The following is a 22,094-nucleotide window of genomic DNA, read 5'->3' as shown; positions in this document are numbered from 1 at the left end:
CCCACTTTTAATGAATGAAGATAATGCTCCGGAGAAAGAAAGGTAATTGTTCCCTCTGCTGTTTCTCCACCTGTTCCGCTTTTTGTATCTCTGCCGGCACATCATCCAGCCAGCCTTTCACCCGCCGTCCTCATCTGCTCCTCTGTCAGCTCCCAGCTAAACCAGATTTCCACGATCCGGTCCGGATAGCAGAGCAGATACCGGTTCACAGCCCCTGTATCCTGGGCGGTCAGCTCATAGGCCTCATCCGCGCTCCAGATTTCCGGGTCCCGCTCCTCATAAACCCTTTTGTATCCTTCCGGAACCCGGTCGTCTCCGCTCTCATCCCTCTCTTTCAGCAGCTGGTTTTTACACATAGCGTAAAGAAACGGCGCCTTTACCAGCGTGATTCTGTACTCCAGAGCCGGATACGCCTGTGCGTCCTCCGCGACGAATTCCGGCGTCTGGCTCAGTTCAAGCTGCTCCAGCAGCGGCGACCGGCTCTCCCTTGTCTGGTACAGATAGCCGTCAGAGGGAACCTCCATCAGATCCGCTGCCGTCAGCGGCAGCTCCTCTGCCTGACCGCCTGCACCCTGTGAGCCCGTATTCCGGGCAGTCTGTACCGCCGCAGAGGTCAGCAGCGCCATAAAGGCAAAGGATACCGCAAACAAGACAAGCAGCGTCAGCGTCCTGTTCAGCCCCGGAGATGCCTTTCTTCTCCTGAAAAAGCTTTTGACAGAGCCCGCCAGGAAAAAAAGCCCCAGCATATAAGCGCTTATCGCGATTCCGATCCCTCTTCTCCAGAGCGGCCCCACAGACACCCAGCTGATAAGCCAGTAGAGAAAGCCCAGAAAAACAAGCGCAAGCACCAGCTTTGCGAGCCATATACGGCTGGAGGTCTCCAGAAATTCACCCCTGGCCGCAGCCTTTTTCGCCCGCACATACCAGGCCAGATAGCCCTCCAGCTCTGAAGCGCAGTACACCAGAAGCAGAAGCCAGACAAAACCGGTAAAAAGATTTGAGGCGCTGGAAAACAGGCCGATCGGATCGGTCAGAAGGCTGGATACCAGCATGGAAGCCAGCAGAAGGCTGACAGCCAGCATTACACCGCTGGCCGGAAGGAAGCCTCGCTTTGCCGAACGGTGCACAGCCTCCAGCTCAAGAGCCGGATCCGTCGCAATGGGAAGCGGATCCGGATCCTCATTATAAAAAATCTGAAGCTGAGCCGAAGCCGCCGCCAGATGCCAGCCCGCATATTCACAGAAATCATAAAAGGTTCTCTGCTTCTCCGAGGGCTCCGGATCCAGCTCTGAGGCCCCCGGATAATAGACCACAGAAAAACGCAGGCAGCAGGGCTGTGTCCGGCGGTAATGCCAGATATTATTCTCCACCCTTTCCAGCAGCCATCCATCGGCAGCCATTTCTTCCAGATGCCTTTCAATCCCTGTATGATCATAAAAAGCGTACAGCTCAAGCCTTCGTTTTCTCTCCTTCATCATCCTTCCTCCTCCCCAAAAATCTGCCGGTAATCCTGCGCCTGCGCGCAAATCCGTTCATATTCCCTCTCCAGAAGCTCTCTTCCCTTTTCCGTCAGAAGATAGCTTCTGCGGCGGCCGTCAGCCCTCGTCTCCCGGATCATTTCAGCCTCCAGAAATTGTTCCAGAAGAGTATAAAGAGTACCGGAGCCTATGCTGACACGCCCTCCGGTCATGGCCGGAACCCGGTCCAGGATATCTATCCCGCAGCACTCCTCCTTCAGGCAGAGCAGAGTGTAAAACATCTGCTCCGTCAGTGTCTGAAACCTCGCCCTCGCCATCCCTTTCCCTCCTGCCCTTTATTCTCGATTATCGAGTTATCTTACCCTTATCATAATCTCGATTATCGAGATTGTCAACCATCCGCTGCAAAACGTATAACCCCCGGGCGCCTCACATATAATAGAGCAGAATTTCGGCCTGAAATGGAGAAAATCATGGAAAACCTGAGCCAACTCATAGAAAGCGTCAACAACTGCCTCTGGGGCCTTCCCATGATCCTTCTGCTGTCAGGCACCCATCTTTTCATGACCTGGAAGACAGGATTTATTCAAAAAAAGCTCCCTCTGGCTATCCGTCTCTCACTGACACGGGATCCGGATTCAGAAGGAGATATCAGCCCCTTCGCCGCGCTGTCCACCTCTCTGGCCTCCACACTCGGCACAGGAAATATTATCGGCGTGGGAACCGCAATCGCTCTTGGCGGCCCCGGCGCTGTCTTCTGGTGCTGGCTTACAGGGATTTTTGGAATAGCCACATCCTACGCCGAGTCCCTGATTGCCCTCAAATACCGGATCCGCGCCAAAGACGGAACCATGCTGGGAGGCGCCATGTACGCGCTGGAACGGGGGCTTCATCTAAAGCCTCTCGCGGTCCTTTTCGCGTTTTTCGGCGCACTGACCTCCTTCGGCATAGGCTGCGGCGTCCAGGTAAATGCTATCTCCGCTGTCGCGGAGCCGGCTCTGCGGGAAGCTGCCGGCAGCTTCCCGGGGCTTTCCTCCCTGGTGCAGCACTTTCCTCAGCTTCCTGCTCTGGCTATAGGCCTTGTCACGGGCCTCGTTACCTGCGCCGTTATTTTCGGCGGCGTCCGCTCTGTCTCAAGGGTCTGTGAAAGGCTGGTCCCCTTTATGGCTCTTTTTTATATGCTCGGCTGTCTTGCAATCCTGTACATCAACCGTGCATTTCTCGCTGACGCCCTGGCCCTGATTCTGAAAAGCGCATTTTTCGAGACTGGCTCCCTGGCTGGAGGCATGGCAGGCTCCGGCATTATGCTGGCAGCCCGGTACGGTATTTCCCGGGGCCTGTTTTCCAACGAGGCAGGCATGGGATCCGCACCCATCGTTGCGGCTGCCGCCCGCAGCCGCAACCCTGTCCGCCAGGCTCTCATCGCTTCCACCGCCACCTTCTGGGATACGGTCGTCGTCTGTCTCATTACCGGCCTTGTCCTGGTCAGCAGCCTGCTCTCCGGCTCTGCGTCCGGCGCCGCCCCTGAGGCTGCACCTGCCGTTCTCTCCGGCGGCAGCCTTGCCAGCGCCGCCTTCTCGCAGATTCCCTGTATCGGCCAGCCTGTTTTGATGACAGGCGTCATCACCTTTGCCTATGCAACGATTCTTGGCTGGTCCTATTATGGGGAACGCTGCCTGGAATACCTCTTCGGGAAGCTTTCTCTGTTCCCCTACCGTTTTTTATGGATCCTTGTCATTGTCTTTGCCCCGGTCCTCCGCCTGGAGCTTGTATGGAATATCTCCGACACGCTGAACGCCCTGATGGCCCTGCCGAATCTTCTTGCCATCCTTCTTCTCTCCGGCGTAATTGCCAGAGACACACGTTATTATCTGAAGCACCTGGACGAAAAGGCCTGAATCTCCAGTCAGGCTTCGCTTCTGCCCCGCTCTCCGGCACAGCTTCAGTCGTTAAAATTTCGTTAAGAAACCGGGCGCTTTCTTTGTCTTTTCCATCAATCCTGCTAAAATAAAAACAGCGTCAGCAGGAATTACTTACATCAGCAGGAAAAGGGGAGTTGCTATTATGAATAATATCATTTTATGGATCGTGGCAATCGTAGGCGGAATCACGGGGCTTTTAACGACCCTGTATCTGACCATCAGCTTTCCGGCAGTGATTATCTGGAAGATTTACCGCCGCATTGTTCACGGCATTCCAATGACAAAATAAAGATTTTCATCTCTTTCAAAATGCCTGTCCTCCGTATATAATACGAAGTAGACAGGCATTTTTTCCGGTATTTTCACATATTTCACCAGCCTGCAGGGCGTCTGCGGATGTCCCGGACGCCCAACAGCCTGAAAAGGAGGACTTTCCATGTATGATATCACTGTAATCGGCGCAGCCATCCTTGACGTGCTGGCCCATCCCGTATCCCCTTCCAATCTGAACAGCCGCTCCTGGCCCGCAGAGGGCGTCTCCATGACGGTAGGCGGAGATGCCGCGAACGAGGCTACAATTCTGGCCCGGCTTGGCAAAAAAGTGAACCTGATCACCAAGCTGGGAGACGACATGGCCGGGCGCCTGCTCCTGTCGCACTTTGAGCAGAACGGCGTCTCTGTCAGGGATTCTGTCATTGAAAAGGGACTGGATACCGGCATCAACATCGTGCTCGTCCACGAGGACGCGGAGCGTTCCTTTATTACAAACAAAAACGGCAGCCTCCGGAAGCTGTCCCTTTCGGATATTCCCTATGAGGCTCTCAAGAAAAGCCCCATTTTTTCCTTTGCAAGCATCTTTGTCTCACCGCTTTTCGATGTTCCTGCCATGGCAGCCCTGTTCCGGTCTGTAAAGGAGAGCGGCGGCCTTCTGTGCGCCGACATGACACGCTGCAAAAACGGGGAAACCCTGGAGGACATCCGCCCCATTCTCTCTTATATCGATTACCTCTTCCCGAACTATGAAGAGGCAAAGGCTGTATCGGGGCAGGACACGCCAGAGGCGATCGCGGACGCTTTTCTCGCCTGCGGTCTTTCCTGCATTGTCCTCAAGCTCGGGAGCAAAGGCTGTTTCCTGAAAAACAGGCAGACTGCCGCCCTGATTCCTGCCTGTCCCGGCACACGCTGTATTGACACCACCGGGGCCGGAGATAACTTTGCGGCAGGCTTCCTCTATGCGCTCTCAGAGGGCATGTCTCCCATAGAATGCGCCCGCTTCGCCAGCGCCACGGCATCCATAGCAGTAGAAAGCGTCGGAGCCTGCACGGGCGTCCGGTCGCTTACGCAGGTCATGGAACGCTGGCAAAATATGCCCCTGCCGGAATAAGGAGGGAAAATCCAATGAGAAAGAATTTGGCTGGAAAAAGAAATCAGAATAGCTCTCCGAATCATGACCGGGCTGTAATATCAGACTGCGTAAAACATTGCGCTATACGAAAACTGCCGCAGAACATACTTTCCAATTTTCCCTAAAGTATGCCTGCGGCAATTTTCTATCATTACTTTCTATTTGTTGCCTTTTTATTCATTCCCTGCTGGTATAGCTGTCCTCTTACTCTGCTACAGTCACCATTGTGATGTGCGGGTTTACACCCTCATACCAGTACAGGAAGCCCTGCATATCGATGGTCTGGCCCACCTCCAGAGCCTCTACTGCATTGTATACGTCTGTCGTATTGTCGCACAGATAGGACTCTACGGTAAAGGTATAGGTCTGTCCGTTGTAGGAAGCGTTAAAATACAGATCGTCCCCATCTGAACCGGAACCGTCATAGCTGTACAGGAAAGCCGCGTCGCTTCCCTCTGCCGCCGGCTCCACCGTAAGGCCTGTAAAGGATGCAAGCTCATTCTGATGGTTAATCAGTTCGTCTGTTCCAAGCATCTCTGTCACATCAAGGGGCTCTGCGATAAACTCCTCGCCGTCGTCCACAAATTCAAAGGTTCCGTCCATAATCTCGATCTCGCCGGACCACTCGGACTTGTATCCTGTTACGCGGATCTTGGTTCCCGGAGTCAGCTTTGCGGCATCCTCCTCAGAGCAGGCCAGCTCATAGAAGAAATACGCGCCATCCTCGCTCTGGGCATAAACTGTGATCTTTCCCTGTCCGTTATCATCCCACCAGGACTGCGTTGCCTGAACATAGGACTCTACGGTAACCTGTGTGTCCACGTCTGCAGCCATGTACTCCTCATGGGTCATCACCTCAGCCGGAGCTGTCTCCTCTGCAGCAGCCTCTGTGTCTGTGCTCTCTTCCGTCTCTGCGGTCTCTTCCGTTGTCTCGGCGGCAGTGCTGTCCTCAGTCGTCTCTGTCTCCGCTGTGGTATCAGCCTGTCCTGCACAGCCGGCCAGAGCCAGCGTCATGGAGAGAAGCAGAGCTGCACATAAACTCTTTTTCATAATAATTCTCCTTTTCACTTTGTATGTTTTACCATGCCGGCGCTTTCACACAGGCCGGTCCAGATATCAGTGATCCGGCCCTTCCGCAGAAAACGCACAGTTTTATTATAATCCAAAATCTCCAGAAGTCAACAACTCCGCGGCAGCGGCAGCTTTCAATTGAGCGAAAGCTGACAGATTTTCCGCTTTTTTATAATTTCCGCCTGCGGGATCGGGACGATACCGCCAGATACAGCAAAATCAGTACCCAGGCAGCCGCCAGCGCCCCCAGCAGCGCCTTCGCCGTTCCGGGCAGCGGGCCAAGATCCACCTTGCCCTCCGCCGGCCCGCCATACTCATTCAGACGGTACAAAGCCTGAACCTCTGCATACAGGTTTTCCATATAGGCGTCATCCACCGTCTCTTTTCTCCGGACAGATTTCACCACCTCTTCGATGAGCTGGCCCGCCGCGTCGCGGAGAGACGTGGAACCGTTGAACACCGGGGTGGTAAACGTATCATCCATATGATCCAGGAGAATCTGGGACGCCTTGATCTTTACCTCATAATACGTATCGTCATCCTCCCCTGCGCGGGAAAGATAATCCTGATACTCTTCCGAGTTCTGCGCCTTTGTCGTAACCGGCACATAGCCCTCCGTCTGCGCGTATGCGATCTGCACCTCGTTGCTCAGAAGATACTGGGTGAACAGCCAGGAAGCCAGAACCTCCTGGGGATCCTCTTTATTAAAAATACAGATAGACGGTCCCTGAGAAATCATCTGAGGATTCTCCGGATCGTACTGAGGTATCTCCATGACCTCGATCTCGAAATCCACCAGGGCTTCTTCCGCGATATCCACCAGCGGCGCGTCGCTTCCCATCCAGGTCGCTCCTGCCGTGGAATCAATGGCAAAGACGCACTGGCCCGCGTTCAGGAAATTGGCCGGATAGCCGGAGATCTTGAACGTGGAAAAGGCCCCGCTTTCCGTATGCTCCGCCGCCGTGTAAAGGATCTCCTCCGTCGTGTCATTGAAAATCTGAATGTCCCCGGTTTCTGTGGAATAGCCTGCCCCCTGCTGCTTCAGCATCTGAATCATCATGTTGTCCGTAGACTTGTAGATAAAGGGAATCATGACGTCTCCGCCGTTCAGCTTATACGTGCCGTCCGCATTCTTCTCCGCAGCAGCCTCCGACACCTCCCAGATAAAATCCCAGGTCAGCGTCTCCGGCAGCGTGTAGCCCAGAGCTTCCACGTAAGTCTTATTGATATAGCAGGCTTCCGTAGAGCGCATATAGGGAACCGCGTAATAATAGCCCCCGATGGAGCACTCCTCCAGAAACTGCTGCACGATCTCCTCCTGCTTCGGGCCGTCAAAGAGCAGCTCGCTCCCGCCCAGCCCATATTTCTCATCTGCGAACAGCCCGTCCAGCGGTACCACCACATTCTCGCCTGTCATGTACGTGGCAATATGATCGGGATAGGTGATGCAGACATTGGGCGTCGTTCCCGTGGAAATATTGGTAATGACATCGTTGTAAATGTCTCCGTAATCCGTATAAAGCCGAAGATTCACCGTAATATTCGGATACAGCTCCTGAAAATCGGCAATGGCCTGCTTATAAATCTCCGTCTGGTTAATATTGGTGTCGTTCTTCGCCCAGAACGTAATCTCATAATCCCTGGAAGCGTCAAAGCTCTCCGGCACCGTAAAAGCGGCCTGCTCCCTCTGTCCGTGGCAGCCGGAAAGAAGCCCCAGGCACAGAACGCCCAGAAGCGCTGCAATTCCTTTTCCAGGCTTTCTCATCCCTTCATTCCTCCTCTTGACACACCTTCCATGATTTTCCTGCGGAATACCAGGAACAGTATAATAAGCGGCACGGAAATCACCACGACAGCCGCCATCATGGCCGGAATATTTTCGCGGCCGAAGCCGTTTTCCCGGATCTCCTGGATTCCGTTTGACACCAGGTAATAGGCCGGATCATCCGTGACAAGCCTCGGCCACACATAGGAATTCCAGCACTCAATAATCTTCAGAATCGTAACCGTGACGATGGTGGGCCGGCAGATGGGAACCATAACCTTCCTAAGATATTTCAAATCCGAGGTTCCGTCCACCTTGGCCGCCCGGTAAAGCTCGTCCGGCACCTGCTCAAAGTTTTCCTTCAGAAGATAGATATAAAATACCGAAGTCACAGACGGAAGCACCAGGCCGGCGAAGGTATTTCTCAAATCCAGATTGGTAGCCGTCACAAAATTGGTAATCACCACCAGCTCGCTGGGAATCATCATCATCGAAAGAAACAGCGTAAACAGCAGATTCCTTCCCCTGAACTGAAGCCTCGCGAACGCATAGGCGGCCAGTACGCTGACCACCACCATCAGCGCCGTGGTCAGCACGGCAAAGATCACCGTATTCAGAAGATATCCCACCAGGGGCACCTGGGTAAACGCGTCGATATAATTCTGAAGCGTCGGCGACAGTGTAAAGAAAGCCGGAATATGCTCGGCGTTGTACGCACCGTAGCTCTTCACTGACGTCAGAAGCATCCAGTAAAAAGGAAACAGCACAATCAGGGCCCAGATGCTTAATCCCGTATAGGTCAGAGCTTTCCTTATCCGGTTCCGCCTTTCGGCTTTTTTCTGCATTTTTTCATATTCCGCTTTCCCGCGGCCGACCTCCGTATATCCGGTCTTCTCATACTCAGCTTGTCGTTCCATGTCTTATCCCTCTTAAACGCTACTGTTCACTCACACCTGAATCACGTTCTTACGCCCCTGCGCAGCATGGCGCCTGGGGCTGTCTGAACAGTAACTATTAAATTTCTACCCTTTTTCTGCTTACCATAAGGTTGATGCAGGTGATCGTCAGCACAATGGCAAACAGAATCACTGCCGCCGCAGACGCGTAGGAGGGATATCCGCCGCTGTCCCCGTACAGCATGTCATAGACATAGCCCACGATCGTATTCATTCCGGCCGCGTTCAGATCCGTGCCGAACAGCGCCACTGCGTCGCTGTATGCCTTAAACGCTCCGATAAAGCCCGTAATCACCAGATAGAAAATCATCGGGGAAATCATCGGCAGCGTAATCCTCGTAAATACCCGGAGCCGCGGCGTTCCGTCCACTCTGGCCGCCCGGTAATAGTCCTGGTTCACCGACGCGAGGGCGCTGGTCAGCACCAGAATCTTAAAGGGCGTGACCACCCAGACCGTATAGAAGCAGAGGACGAACATTTTCGCCCAGTAAGGCCCGTCGATGAAATCCACCGATTCCCCGCCGAACCAGCCTATCATCAGATTCACCAGGCCGTCCGTGTACTCTGTCTTCTGAAACAGAATCATAAACACAAGGCCCACTGCCAGCGTATTCGTCACGTACGGCAGGAAATACACGGTCTGGTAGAGCTCCCTCAATGGTTTGATGGAACTCAAGCCCACTGAAATCAGAAGCGCCAGCCCTGTAGAGACAGGAACCGTGATAATTACCAGAATAAATGTATTTTTTACCGCCTGCAGAAAATACGGATCATGCAGGACATAGGAAAAATTATAAAGTCCCGTGCCGAAATAGGTCTGCGACGCAAAATTATATCCTTCTTCCACCGAATAGATAAATACGTCAATCAGCGGATATACCAGGAAAAATACAAGAAATAAAGTCGCAGGCAGAAGATACAGCCAGGCCTTTTTGTTATTCGCATTCATAACACCGATTTTCCTTTCTGATGCCCGGACCGGACAGCCGGCCGCTTTTCCGGCTTCATGGACCCGGGCGGGAAATTAAAAAATTCTTTCCTCTGTCTCCTTGCGGAACAGGAACACCTTTCCGGCTTTCAGCGCGAACCGCACCTGAGAGGCAGCCGTATTTACACCGGTATCCGCGCCTATAATGGCCCGTATCGTCTGCGCCATGCAGGCCTTATGGCCGGCAATGATGCTGATGTCGCGTCCCATGATCTCCACCCGGTTCAGCTCACAGCTTAAGGGGCCGTCCTCCCGCAGGATAAAGCCCTCCGGGCGCACGCCGGCCCAGACCTCCTGGTCGGCGGTTCCCTTCACGGAGAACACTGCCTCGTCTCCGATATAAAGCTGCTCATCCCGAACCCTTCCCTCAAACACATTGATGGGAGGCGTGCCAAGGAACTTTGCCACGAACAGATTCGCCGGATTGTCATAGACCTCCTGGGGCTTTCCCATCTGCATCAGTTCACCCAGACGCATCACGGCAATCCGGTCCGAAATGCTCATGGCCTCATCCTGATCGTGGGTCACAAAGACGGTTGTGATCCCTGTCTTTTTCTGAATCTTCCGGATTTCCTCCCGGGTCTGCAGCCGCAGGCGGGCGTCCAGATTCGACAGCGGCTCGTCCAGAAGCAGCACTCTGGGCATCTTCACCAGCGCGCGGGCGATGGCCACGCGCTGCTGCTGGCCGCCGGAAAGCTCCTTTGGTTTTCTGTCCATCAGATCCTCAATCTGAACGAGTCTTGCCGTCTCCTCGGCCCGGGTCTGCATTTCCTCTTTGGAGGGCCTGTCCTTTCCCTTCAGGTTCTCCAGCGGAAACAGGATATTCTGCCTTACTGTCATATGCGGATAAAGAGCGTAATTCTGAAATACCATACCGACGCCCCGAAGCTCCGGCGGCAGATCGGTAATATCATCTTCCCCGAAAAAGATTCTGCCGGAGGTGGGCTTTTCCAGCCCGCAGAGCAGGTTCAGCGTGGTGCTCTTCCCGCATCCGGAGGGCCCCAGAAGGGCGATCAGCTCTCCGTCCGGTATCTCGCAGGAAAGATCGTCTACGGCGGTCACATCATTCCGGTCCTTCCTGCCCCGGCCCGGAAACGTCTTCGTCAGGTTCTGCAATACTATTTTCATCTTCTTAACTCCATTTTCGGCGCCGGTGCACAAGCCGCCACAGGCTCTCATGTACCGCCGCCTCTCCTGCTGATAAATCTCTGGTTACAATTATAACGGTTCTTCCTGTATTTCTCAAGGGATCGGCAAAAATTTAACATTCCTGTGTATTTCGCTTCCGCTGCCCTTTTATGTCCCTGGCAGCAATTCAGCATTCCAGAATGATCGGATCTCCCTGGCACAGGAGCCTTCCGTCCCTCACCGTGACCTCTGTGCCGTCCACGCTGTTGCGGTATGTGCCGTCCGGCAGCTCTGTCTCCACCTCAGCTGCCCTGCCCCGGAAGCTGAAAATTCCCACCAGCCGGATACCTTTATTTCCATGGGCCTCTCCCAGGCTTCCGCCGCTCTTTCCACTGCCCTCCTCATAGGTTCCCACAAGGATATCCTGTTCATCCAGCGCCTTCAGAGAATACGAGCTATCCGCAAAAACCGGATTCTTCTTTACCGCTGCCAGCCGTTTCAGGAGCCCGGTCAGATCATATCCGGTATCCCAGGACACCGGATCCCTTTCAAACAGGCTGGGACAGTTCGTGTTTTCCGTCTCCTGGCCCGCATAGATCAGCGCCGCTCCCTTCTGGAAATAAGAAAAGGCCGTCCAGTTCCGAAGCACCCTTTCATCCGAAATCAGAGCCTTCGCCCGGGCCTGGTCATGATTTTCCAGAAAACGCAGCTTCACATAATTATCCGGGTAAATGTATTCCTGCATATTCAGCCGCTCCGCATAAGCGCTTAAGGGCAGTTCGCCCCGCAGATATGCCCGGAAAGCCGGATACACATCATAATCATAGCAGAGATCGAAGGCCTGGTAGCACTCCGAGTCTGTGAGCACCTGGATTCCTTCCTTCCGGAGCCCCACAATAAAGGGCGGATCCGAGGACTCGGCCAGCCAGATACAGTCCGGCCTTACCTTTGCCACCTCTTCTCTGGCCTTCTTCCAGAACTCCAGCGGCACAAGAGGAGCCACATCGCAGCGGAAGCCATCCACCATTTCCGCCCAGTATTTCAGCGTCTCGATCTGGTAATCCCAGAGCTCCCGGTTTCCGTAATCCAGATCCACCACATCCGTCCAGTCACCCACACGGTTACCCATCCTTCCGTCCGGCTTCCGGTAGAAATATTCCGGGTGATTCTCTGCCAGCCAGGAATCCGGCGAGGTATGGTTATAGACCACATCGATCATACACTTCATTCCCAGCTCATGAATCCGGTCCACCAGCGAGCGGAAATCCTGAAGCGTGCCGAATTCCGGGTTAATCTCCCTGTAATTCCGGATTGCATAGGGACTTCCCAGGCTTCCCTTCCTGTTCTTCACCCCAAGCGGATGAACCGGCATCAGCCAGATGATATCCGTCCCCAGGTCCCGGATCCGCTCCAGATCACGTTCCACCGCCGCGAAGGTTCCCTCCTCGCTGTAATTGCGCACATAGATGGAATAAATGATTTGATTCCTGAGATTTTTGCTTGTGTTCTGTGCCATTTGCTGTTTCCTCTCATATACGATTCTTATTTTCTGCTGGCAGCAGCCTGCGCCAGCTGCAACTATTATAAATCAGATTACTCTATCCTGTCTCTAAGCTGCTGCATGACCGCAGCCTCTTCCTGTAACTGCTATCCACAATCCCGGCAGGCAAGCCTGCGGGCCGGGCAGCCATTTTCGCAGCTTCAGCCTGACTCATGTCCAGGGACATTTTTATTGATAAACGTGTCTCCTTCCAGCTTGTCCCATCCTGTTACTGTCAGCTCCTTTGGAAAGCTCGCAGGCTCTGAAGCAAAATGAAAGGTCAGTGTAAAGTCTTCCCCTTCATACACCGCCGACCGGCCGCCATCCTGAATCACAGCTGTACTGCTCTGTAAGATAGTTGTCCTCTCATCTGTAGTCATCATGAGCTCATCCACAGTAAAATCAAAGGTCGTATCCTGCACATTGCTGATCTGGATTTCACAGTAGCTCAAAGACGGATCCATCTGTTCCACACTTACCTTATAGACATGCGCGCTCCAGTTGAAATAGCACCCGTCATAGATGATCTGTGTATCCATAGGCACACCTGCCTCTGCCGCCAGCTCATACACTCTGTACCGGGTCAATTTCGCTGCTTCCGAGTTTACGACCAGAGGCCATGCACTTCCGCCCTCAAATAAAGCTCCTGCCTCCTGTACTGCAGCCTCCTTTCTGCTAATCCAGTACTGTTCTTCCTCCGTCAGCTGTTCCATGGACGCTTCCTCCATGTTTTCCTTTAAAATTCCCCAGATGGTGTTCAGCACATCATCCCACACGGTATAGATTTCAAAGGACGTCTGGTTCAAGTCCATTTGCGTCGCCAGATCCATGCTCCCTATCTTCTCATCCAGTCTGTCCGCCTCTGCCTCCGCTGATTCGATCTCATCCTTTATCTGCTGCATCCAGGCTTCCAGTTCCGCCTCTTCCTCCTGCTCCAGCCTTTCTTGTACTGGCTCTTCCTGCACCAATTCTTCCTGTACCAGTTCTTCCTGCTCCGCCGCAGCTTCTGTGTCTGCCTGCTCCGGCTCCTGCATTTCCTGTCCGCAGCCTGCCGCCAGAGCGATTGTCAGCCCCAAAGCAAGTATCAGTCTCTTCTTTCCCATATACGCCTTTCCCCCTCTCAGGCCTTTTCTTCATTGTATCCAGAAAAAAGAAGAAAATCAATCTGTATCCGAATCCTGTCCGATACAAATTGATTTTCTGTTATGTCCCTTATATCCCTGTAAAAACGTCTGCGGAAAACCGTCCCTACTTCTCCAGCCCGTAGGAGCTCACCTTCCACTCGCCGTTCTCCTTCACAAACTCCACCGAAAGATAAGTAAAGGAGTCCTCGCCAGGCGCCACAAACTCCACAGACTGGCTGTATTGCTCGAAGGAATTGTCCTCCGATTCCGTCATATCAACAAGGCTCTTGATTTCGCGTATTTCAAGCTCCCCGGCAGTCTCCGGCGCGTCATAGACCTCCGGCGTTCCGCTGAAGTCCACAGACAGATACTGCCTGATCCCTTCTTCATCACCGTTGAAGTAATCCGTGTAAAACTCCTTCATAAGCTCCTCCAGCACTGCCATTTCTGCGCTGTCCGTACCAAGCACCTTCACCAGATTGGCTGGCCTTCCCTGCTCCGTTGCCGCCTCGAAGGTATCCGCGATGGCGTCCAGCCTTGCGGCTATTCCTTCTGCCCCCTCCGATGTGGCGGGACGTCTGGTACACACCAGCCAGCTTTCATTTCCGTCTCCGAATATTCTGGCTTCCGTCAGAATCTCCCCGTCCTGTCTCTGCACCCTGTCTGTGTCCGTGGCGGTAGAATAGCCTTCCTCCATCAGCCTCACCCCTGTATCAGCAACACCTTCCTGATGATATTCTACCCAAAGCCCTACCTGTCCTTCTCCAGGCAGATAGACCGCCGACATTTTCTCCGATTCCACCGGATTTTGATCATAGATCTGCCAGCCTTCATCCGGGATATACATGGAAAATCTGTCACCCACATAGAGCGTGGCCGGCATCTCTTCCGGCTCGCCCTCTACTGTGCACTGAAGCACCGTCGTGCTCTCTCTGTAGCGTCCCGTAGCCGCATCCATGGATACTGTATCGTCGGATGCCGTCTCATCTCCCTGCTCTGCATCCTGGCCTGCGTTCCCGTCCACGGTATCCGCTTCCTCACCGGAGCCTTCCGCCGCGTCACCCGCAAGCTCCGTCTCCTCCGGGCCTGCCGTCTCCTGTCCTCCGTCCGCAGACGTCGCAAACAGGATGATTACAACTGCAAGAATCAAAACGCACACGATGCCGATCCCTATCGTTACTTTCTTCGTCTTCATAATCGCCGTAATCCTTTCCCTGACCGCGTTCTGGCTGAAGCTGTTGCAAAGCGGCAGCGCCATGCTTTTCTTCTCTTCCATGCTGATCAGCGTTTTTGCGTAATCTCTCCTGGATGTCGTGCCAGATTTCCGTACGACGCTTTCATCACAGGCCAGCTCCATATCTCTGTTAAAAAGGATGTACATCAGCCATACAAAGGGATTAAACCAGTGTACGCACAGCGCAGACACCATGACCATCTTCCGAACAGAATCCAGGCGGCGGATATGTATATATTCATGCAGCAGAATATACTCCAGCTGCCTGCTTTCGGTCAGATCCATCTCCTTTGGCAGCAATATCACCGGCTTCAGAACCCCGTATGTCAGCGGCGCCGAGATCCGGTCTGACTGCCTGACGCGCACCGTCCGTCTGAGGGGATGCCGTTTCAGCCATCTGACAGCCATCTCGCTGTGTACGGGAAGCGATGTCCGGAATTCCCTGTAGCAGCGCAGATAGGATACCAAAAAGAAAATGGCACATGCAGACGCTCCGACCAGCCAGAGAATCAGCCAGACCGGCGCTTCCGGCGTCCCCGGAACACTTTCCTGCAGCAGCTGCGCTCCGCTGCTTCCCCCTGTTCCTTCCACGGCAGCCTGTGGGATCAGATATGCGGCCGGAACCTGCAGAGCCTGTGCCGGACTGTTTCCGGCGTCGAGTCCCCTCTCCAGAAAGGTATATACGCTTATCACAGAGGGAATGGAAAAGGGTACGAGAAGCCGCAGCAGTACAAGCTCCCAAAGTAAAATAAAAAGCTTCTTCGGCAGTCCGTTGATCGCTGCCGTGCGTACTGCAAAAATGACAAGAATCATGACTGCACCGGAAAAGCTCATCTGAATCAGGCTCATATCCCCACCTCATTTCTCCGTATCTGTATCCTCTTCCTCAACAATTTGCTTCAGCTTCTCAATCTGACGGGCAGACAGCTTCTTTCTGCCAAGCAGCGCGGCAAACAGCTTATCTGCAGAGCCGTCGTAAACCTTATTGATCAGCTCCTCCGTTTCCGCGGCCTGCACTTCTTCCTTGGAAATCAGCGCATGGCACATAAAATGAGGTTCTGAGCGTTCCACCGCTCCCTTTTTGATGCATCGCTTTATCAGAGTGTACGTTGTGTTCATGTTCCACCCTGTCTCTTCCTTCATCACATCCGAAATATGCTTTGCCGTAACATCGCCTTCCCGCCATAATACTCCCATGATTTTCAGCTCCGAATCATAAAGCTTTACCTGCACAGGCATCCTCTCCTTTTGCACTACTGTGGTAGTTTCTATTTTCACACTACCACAGTAGTGCATATTTGTCAATAGCTTTCCTTACGCTGACGTTTAGACGCCAGACTGACGGACTGACAGATTCACTGAAATGAATAGAACCACGCTGCTATCGCGTGGTTTTCTTGATATAAAAAAGGCTTCCGGGAAATTCCCAGAAGCCTTATATTTACTGTATAAATAGATTACTCGATAACGGAAGCCACACGTCCGGATCCTACAGTACGTCCGCCCTCACGGATAGCGAAGGTAAGACCCTGCTCCATAGCGATCGGATGGATCAGCTCGATAGTCATCTCTACGTTGTCACCAGGCATGCACATCTCTGTTCCTTCCGGAAGAGTGATAACGCCGGTAACGTCAGTTGTACGGAAGTAGAACTGCGGTCTGTAGTTGTTGAAGAACGGAGTATGACGGCCACCCTCGTCCTTGGTCAGAACGTATACCTGAGCGGTAAACTTGGTGTGGCAGGTAATGCTGCCCGGCTTAACGATAACCTGACCTCTTTCGATCTCGGTTCTCTGAACACCACGAAGCAGAGCTCCGATGTTGTCACCAGCCTGAGCCTCGTCAAGCAGCTTACGGAACATCTCGATACCAGTTACAACGGTCTTACGAGTCTCTTCCTTGATACCAACGATCTCAACTTCCTCGTTCAGATGCAGAACACCACGCTCTACACGGCCTGTAGCAACAGTACCACGTCCGGTGATTGTGAATACGTCCTCAACCGGCATCAGGAACGGCTGATCAGTTGCACGCTGCGGATCCGGAATCCACTCATCAACAGCATCCATCAGCTCCATGATCTTGTCGCCCCACTCGCTGGACGGATCCTCAAGAGCCTTCAGAGCGGAACCCTGGATGATCGGTGTGTCATCTCCCGGGAACTCATACTCGTTCAGCAGCTCACGGATCTCCATGTCTACCAGCTCAAGCAGCTCCTCGTCGTCTACCATGTCGCACTTGTTCATGAATACTACGATGTAGGGAACGCCTACCTGACGGGACAGAAGGATGTGCTCCTTTGTCTGAGCCATTACACCGTCGGTAGCAGCTACTACCAGGATAGCTCCGTCCATCTGAGCAGCTCCGGTGATCATGTTCTTTACATAGTCAGCATGGCCCGGGCAGTCAACGTGTGCGTAGTGTCTCTTCTCTGTCTCGTACTCAACGTGAGCAGTAGAAATGGTGATACCACGCTCTCTCTCTTCGGGAGCCTTGTCGATGTTCTCGAAATCGGTAGCTGTGTTACCAGCAACACGCTCAGACAGAACCTTTGTGATAGCTGCTGTCAGAGTAGTTTTGCCATGGTCTACGTGACCGATGGTACCGATATTACAATGCGGTTTGGTTCTTTCAAATTTAGCTTTAGCCATTTTGAATGTCCTCCTTAATTCATATGCCTCTGGGGCTGATTTGATTTTCTGTTTTATCAGATACTCGGCTAACTTTGATTATATTTCAAAGCGCCCTATTTTTCAAGCAAAATTTAGCGGAAATCGCTTATAAATTGCTTATTTCTTTGCTGCAAGTACTTTCTCCTGGATATTCTTCGGAACCTGCTCGTATTTCTCGAAGAACATGGAGTAGTTTCCACGGCCCTGGGTCTTGGAACGCAGGTCTGTGGAGTATCCGAACATCTCTGCAAGCGGAACGTATCCACGGATCATCTTTCCGCCTCCGATGTCCTCCATACCCTCGATACGTCCGCGGCGGCTGTTGATGTCACCGATAACGTCGCCCATGTAATCCTCGGGTGTGGTAACCTCGACCTTCATGATCGGCTCAAGCAGTACGGGATTTCCCTTCTGCATAGCCTCCTTGAACGCCATGGAGCCTGCGATATGGAAAGCCATCTCGCTGGAGTCTACCTCATGGTAGGATCCGTCGTATACGGTTGCATGGATACCAAGTACCGGGAATCCTCCCAGAATACCGGACTGTGCAGCCTCCTCGATACCTTCGCCGACTGCCGGAATGTATTCCTTCGGAATCGCACCGCCGACAACCTGGGAATCGAACTTGAACAGCTCTTCTCCGTTGGCATCCATCGGCTCGAAGTGTACCTTACAGTGACCATACTGTCCACGTCCACCGGACTGCTTCGCATACTTGCTGTCCACATCCACAGCCTTGGTGAAGGTCTCCTTGTAAGCAACCTGAGGAGCTCCTACGTTTGCCTCTACCTTGTACTCACGCAGCAGACGGTCTACGATAATCTCCAGATGGAGCTCGCCCATACCTGCGATGATGGTCTGGCCTGTCTCCGGATCTGTGTGAGCGCGGAAGGTCGGGTCCTCCTCTGCCAGCTTTGCAAGAGCCTCGCCCATCTTGCCCTGACCAGCCTTGGTCTTCGGCTCGATAGCCAGCTCGATAACCGGCTCCGGGAACTCCATGGACTCCAGGATAACCGGATGCTGCTCGTCGCAGATGGTATCGCCGGTGGTCGTAAACTTGAAGCCTACGGCAGCTGCGATATCTCCGGAATATACCTTATCCAGCTCTGCTCTCTTATTTGCATGCATCTGAAGGATACGTCCTACACGCTCCTTCTTCTGCTTCGTAGAATTGTATACATAGGATCCGGAATTCATAGTTCCGGAGTATACACGGAAGAATGCCAGCTTTCCTACGAACGGGTCAGCCATAATCTTGAATGCCAGCGCGGAGAACGGCTCCTCGTCAGAGGAATGGCGCTCGATCTCGTTTCCATCCATATCCACGCCCTTGATAGCCGGGATATCGGTCGGAGCAGGCATATACTCAAGCACTGCGTCCAGAAGCTTCTGAACACCCTTGTTGCGGTAAGCGCTTCCGCAGCATACCGGAACAGCCTTGCACTCGCAGGTTGCCTTTCTTAAGGCAGCCTTCATATCCTCAACGGACGGCTCCTCGCCCTCCAGATACTGCATCATCAGGTCGTCGTCCAGATCACAGATCTTCTCAACGAGCTCAGAACGGTACAGCTCTGCGTCATCCTTCATGTCATCCGGGATATCTGTGATAGAGATGTCCTCGCCCTTGTCATCATTATAGATGTAGGCCTTCATCTCAAACAGATCGATGATTCCCTGAAACTCATCTTCCTTACCAATCGGAAGCTGCAGACAGATGGCATTCTTGCCAAGTCTTGTCTTAATCATATCTACTGCATTGTAGAAGTCTGCACCCAGAATGTCCATCTTGTTGATAAACGCCATTCTCGGTACGTTATAGGTGTCTGCCTGACGCCATACGTTCTCTGACTGAGGCTCTACACCACCCTTCGCACAGAACACGCCCACAGCGCCGTCCAGTACACGAAGGGAACGCTCTACCTCAACCGTAAAGTCAACATGGCCCGGGGTATCAATGATATTGATACGGTGCTCCAGAGCGCCGGGCTTCGGCTTGCAGTTTTCCTGCAGAGTCCAGTGACAGGTTGTTGCAGCGGAAGTGATCGTGATACCACGCTCCTGCTCCTGCTCCATCCAGTCCATGGTAGCAGTACCCTCGTGAGTATCACCAATCTTATAGTTTACGCCAGTATAATACAGAATACGCTCGGTCAGTGTGGTCTTACCAGCATCGATATGAGCCATAATTCCGATATTTCTGGTTCTCTCTAATGGATATTCTCTTCCAGCCACGGGATTTTCCTCCTCAAATAATTAGAAACGATAGTGAGCAAACGCCTTGTTTGCCTCTGCCATCTTGTGCATGTCTTCTTTTCTCTTCACGGATGCGCCGGTGTTGTTCGCAGCGTCCATGATCTCGTTTGCAAGACGCTCCTCCATGGTCTTCTCACCGCGCTTACGGGAGAACATGGTCAGCCAGCGCAGAGCCAGCGCCTGACGGCGGTCCGGGCGAACCTCGATCGGAACCTGATAGGTCGCTCCGCCGACACGTCTCGCCTTTACCTCCAGAAGCGGCATGATATTATTCATAGCCTCCTCAAATACTTCCAGAGCGGGCTTCTCTGTCTTAGCCTCTACTCTTGCAAATGCTCCGTATACAATCTTCTGAGCCACACCCTTCTTACCATCCAGCATGATGTTGTTGATAAGCTTGGTGACTACTTTGTTGTTGTAAAGCGGATCCGCTAATACATCTCTTTTCTGAGTATGTCCTTTACGTGCCACAATACTTCCCTCCTTAACAAAAATTAATTCTCAGGTACTCACATGTGTCCTCTACTTGTGTTGTGCACGGTAATTCTATATACGACCCGCAGCCCAAGGGACGATATTTCATTCCGGCATACAGACGTCCTTTTGTCTGTCCAACGAATAGTTCTGTTTACTGCGAATGCCCGGCGGGACATCTCCGGCCTCGCGGCCGCTTTTGTTTTCTCCGCTCAGGTCTTCACAGCGTGAAACCTGTTTCTCTGATTCAAAACCGATTCAGACTTAATTATTTCTTTGCGTCCTTCGGTCTCTTTGCGCCGTATTTGGAACGGGCCTGTCTTCTCTTAGCTACACCGGCGGTATCCAGCGTTCCACGGATGATATGATATCTCGTACCGGGCAGGTCCTTTACTCTTCCGCCGCGGATCATAACAACGCTGTGCTCCTGCAGGTTGTGTCCCTCTCCGGGGATGTAGCTCGTTACCTCGATTCCGTTGGAAAGACGTACTCTGGCAATCTTACGAAGAGCTGAGTTCGGCTTCTTCGGGGTAGCGGTCTTTACTGCTGTGCACACGCCGCGCTTCTGCGGAGCGGATGTGTTCGTCGCTTTTTTCTTCAGGGAGTTGAATCCTTTCTGAAGGGCAGGAGCAGTAGACTTCTTTACAGAGGTCTGTCTTCCTTTTCTGACTAACTGGTTAAATGTTGGCATTCCTTTCACCTCCTGTATAAGTGGCTGGCATGATGCCGGCCCTGTCAGGCTGCTGTGTCGGTAATCGACAGTTTAAATCAGCGCGCAAAAATACCCTGTGTACTTTCGCGCACACCATAGTATTATAAAGACGAAAAACCCCTGTGTCAAGGGGTTTTTCCGCAAGTTTTCAAGGATTTTACCTGTTTTTTTCATATTCATCCCAAAGCATCCGGAGCCTCTGCCGGAATGCTGCTTTGAGAAGGCCGGATTTTCCGCAGGACTGCCAAAGCTGCGCCCTTCGCCGGCTCACAGCAGATACGTTTCTCCGATCACATCGCCGAACAGCGGCATGGGCAGCCCGTCCCGCGCTCTTTCGCATACCTTCAGCGCACTCGCCCTCCAGCCATGCTCATCCTTTTCCGGCCGGGGCAGATGAACGGCGAGCGCGTGCCTGACCGTGAAAGCTGAGGCAATTTTCTTTCTCGAAGAAGGAAGCCCCATCAGCGGGAACGGTGCAATCAGCCAGTCGATAACCGGCGACCAGGCTGCGGCCCGTTCAAAAAGCGCTGCGTCAGGCCTGGCGTCTCCGGGAATCAGAAGCCTTCTGCCTCCGGCCTCCAGCAGACAGACAAGATTTTGAATATCCGCAAACTGTTCGCCCATATGCGGCGCGTTGAAAAGCCGCAGCTTCATACGCGGCATGCCGCCCCCCGGCAGCTCCACATCTATGCTTCCTGTTTCCTCCGGCCTGATCTCTTCCAGAATTCCGTCCGGACTTTTTTCCCGGATCCTCTGAATCACCTTCCGCGTGGATATAATATGAAGCCGGGGATTTCTTTTCAGTGCCTCCAGCACATCCTCCAGGCAGAAATGATCCCCATGCTCATGGGTAAACACAAGGGTCCTCAGCTCTCCACTTTCAATCTCCGAAAGCAGCCGCACTCTTTCCTGCTCCGGCGTATCCATATAAAGCCCTTTCCGATCCCGGCAGAAGGCGTCGATGCCAAGAACAGCCTTCCCCGGATTTTTCTCTGCCTGATTTTTCTCTGCCTGATTTTTCTCTGCCGGGCTTTTCTCTGCATTTATTTTTTCTATATGAAAAACAATTCCTGCGTTTCCCGTATGGCGGGCTGTCAGTGTTTCTGTCATGGTATCCCTTTCATCATCTTCTGCTGCTGCCGTTTATTCGTCCGTTCCCGCAGTCAAAAGAGAATATGCCCCTGCCCTCCGCGGGAATTTTCACTCTATCCTATTTCACTGTATCCTATCTTAGCGCGGCCCGCACCCTGCTGTCAACCCGCGGATGAAGTAAACGAATTGTCAGTTGATATGAAAGAGAGTGTTCCTAAAGCAAAATGGTTCCGGACTCATTTTCTCAATCATACAGCTGAGAGTTCGTTTTTTCAAGTTT

At 52.9% G+C, this 22,094-nt stretch carries 19 protein-coding genes; 3 read left to right on the top strand and 16 right to left on the bottom strand.

Translation table 11 applies throughout. The features are described from left to right. Positions 1 to 101: 101 nt before the first annotated feature. Both B5E77_RS01700 and B5E77_RS01695 read right to left on the bottom strand, forming a co-directional pair. On the bottom strand, positions 102 to 1,478 hold the full coding sequence (locus B5E77_RS01700; protein WP_087163668.1) for a DUF2812 domain-containing protein: 1,377 nt from the start codon (positions 1,476 to 1,478) through the stop codon (positions 102 to 104). Further along, the gene (locus tag B5E77_RS01695; RefSeq protein ID WP_087163667.1) at positions 1,475 to 1,795 is read right to left on the bottom strand and encodes a PadR family transcriptional regulator; all 321 of its coding nucleotides are present in this window, start codon (positions 1,793 to 1,795) and stop codon (positions 1,475 to 1,477) included. The genes B5E77_RS01700 and B5E77_RS01695 overlap by 4 nt, the downstream gene beginning before the upstream one ends. Positions 1,796 to 1,951: 156 nt before the next feature. Between B5E77_RS01695 and B5E77_RS01690 the strand changes: the two genes are divergently transcribed. The 3 genes from B5E77_RS01690 (at position 1,952) to B5E77_RS01685 (ending at position 4,784) form a co-directional block, all read left to right on the top strand. Then, positions 1,952 to 3,376, top strand: coding sequence for an alanine/glycine:cation symporter family protein (locus B5E77_RS01690; RefSeq protein WP_087163868.1), 1,425 nt, complete (start codon positions 1,952 to 1,954; stop codon positions 3,374 to 3,376). A 166-nt stretch (positions 3,377 to 3,542) separates the two neighbouring features. Next, entirely contained in the window at positions 3,543 to 3,689 is a 147-nt protein-coding gene (locus tag B5E77_RS17050) for a hypothetical protein (protein ID WP_204247999.1), read from the top strand. 147 nt (positions 3,690 to 3,836) lie between these two features. Beyond that, positions 3,837 to 4,784 (top strand): carbohydrate kinase family protein, encoded by a 948-nt coding sequence (locus B5E77_RS01685; protein WP_087163666.1) that lies wholly within the window; start codon positions 3,837 to 3,839, stop codon positions 4,782 to 4,784. 225 nt (positions 4,785 to 5,009) lie between these two features. On the opposite strand, the gene B5E77_RS01680 is transcribed toward B5E77_RS01685, so the two are convergent. The 14 genes from B5E77_RS01680 to B5E77_RS01615 form a co-directional block, all read right to left on the bottom strand. Then, positions 5,010 to 5,855, bottom strand: coding sequence for a hypothetical protein (locus B5E77_RS01680; RefSeq protein ID WP_087163665.1), 846 nt, complete (start codon positions 5,853 to 5,855; stop codon positions 5,010 to 5,012). A gap of 190 nt (positions 5,856 to 6,045) precedes the next feature. Further along, a complete protein-coding gene (locus B5E77_RS01675; protein WP_087163664.1) occupies positions 6,046 to 7,641 on the bottom strand; it encodes an ABC transporter substrate-binding protein in 1,596 nt (531 codons plus the stop codon). Then, positions 7,638 to 8,558, bottom strand: coding sequence for a carbohydrate ABC transporter permease (locus B5E77_RS01670; protein ID WP_330394594.1), 921 nt, complete (start codon positions 8,556 to 8,558; stop codon positions 7,638 to 7,640). The genes B5E77_RS01675 and B5E77_RS01670 overlap by 4 nt, the downstream gene beginning before the upstream one ends. 97 nt (positions 8,559 to 8,655) lie before the next feature. Beyond that, entirely contained in the window at positions 8,656 to 9,546 is an 891-nt protein-coding gene (locus tag B5E77_RS01665) for a carbohydrate ABC transporter permease (protein ID WP_087163663.1), read from the bottom strand. Between the two features lie 75 nt (positions 9,547 to 9,621). Then, positions 9,622 to 10,713 (bottom strand): ABC transporter ATP-binding protein, encoded by a 1,092-nt coding sequence (locus B5E77_RS01660; RefSeq protein ID WP_087163866.1) that lies wholly within the window; start codon positions 10,711 to 10,713, stop codon positions 9,622 to 9,624. 187 nt (positions 10,714 to 10,900) lie between these two features. After that, entirely contained in the window at positions 10,901 to 12,229 is a 1,329-nt protein-coding gene (locus tag B5E77_RS01655; RefSeq protein WP_087163662.1) for an alpha-amylase family glycosyl hydrolase, read from the bottom strand. Between the two features lie 185 nt (positions 12,230 to 12,414). Beyond that, entirely contained in the window at positions 12,415 to 13,065 is a 651-nt protein-coding gene (locus B5E77_RS01650; RefSeq protein WP_442911321.1) for a lysozyme inhibitor LprI family protein, read from the bottom strand. Positions 13,066 to 13,501: 436 nt separating this feature from the next. Then, entirely contained in the window at positions 13,502 to 15,460 is a 1,959-nt protein-coding gene (locus B5E77_RS01645) for a M56 family metallopeptidase (RefSeq protein WP_242963541.1), read from the bottom strand. A gap of 9 nt (positions 15,461 to 15,469) precedes the next feature. After that, the gene (locus B5E77_RS01640) at positions 15,470 to 15,844 is read right to left on the bottom strand and encodes a BlaI/MecI/CopY family transcriptional regulator (protein WP_087163660.1); all 375 of its coding nucleotides are present in this window, start codon (positions 15,842 to 15,844) and stop codon (positions 15,470 to 15,472) included. Positions 15,845 to 16,068: 224 nt separating this feature from the next. Beyond that, on the bottom strand, positions 16,069 to 17,262 hold the full coding sequence (gene tuf, locus B5E77_RS01635; protein ID WP_087163659.1) for an elongation factor Tu: 1,194 nt from the start codon (positions 17,260 to 17,262) through the stop codon (positions 16,069 to 16,071). Between the two features lie 138 nt (positions 17,263 to 17,400). Next, positions 17,401 to 19,515 (bottom strand): elongation factor G, encoded by a 2,115-nt coding sequence (fusA, locus tag B5E77_RS01630; RefSeq protein WP_087163658.1) that lies wholly within the window; start codon positions 19,513 to 19,515, stop codon positions 17,401 to 17,403. Between the two features lie 21 nt (positions 19,516 to 19,536). After that, on the bottom strand, positions 19,537 to 20,007 hold the full coding sequence (rpsG, locus tag B5E77_RS01625) for a 30S ribosomal protein S7 (RefSeq protein ID WP_178031438.1): 471 nt from the start codon (positions 20,005 to 20,007) through the stop codon (positions 19,537 to 19,539). 271 nt (positions 20,008 to 20,278) lie between these two features. Continuing rightward, positions 20,279 to 20,701, bottom strand: a complete 423-nt coding sequence (rpsL, locus tag B5E77_RS01620; RefSeq protein ID WP_087163656.1) for a 30S ribosomal protein S12 — start codon at positions 20,699 to 20,701, stop codon at positions 20,279 to 20,281. 288 nt (positions 20,702 to 20,989) lie between these two features. Continuing rightward, positions 20,990 to 21,832 carry a hypothetical protein gene (locus tag B5E77_RS01615; protein ID WP_087163655.1) on the bottom strand — a complete coding sequence of 281 codons (843 nt, stop codon included), beginning with the start codon at positions 21,830 to 21,832 and terminating at the stop codon, positions 20,990 to 20,992. Positions 21,833 to 22,094 lie beyond the last annotated feature (262 nt).

This window comes from Lachnoclostridium sp. An131 (assembly GCF_002160825.1).
Lineage (GTDB): Bacteria > Bacillota > Clostridia > Lachnospirales > Lachnospiraceae > Laedolimicola.
This window is presented reverse-complemented; position numbering and strand designations above follow the sequence as displayed.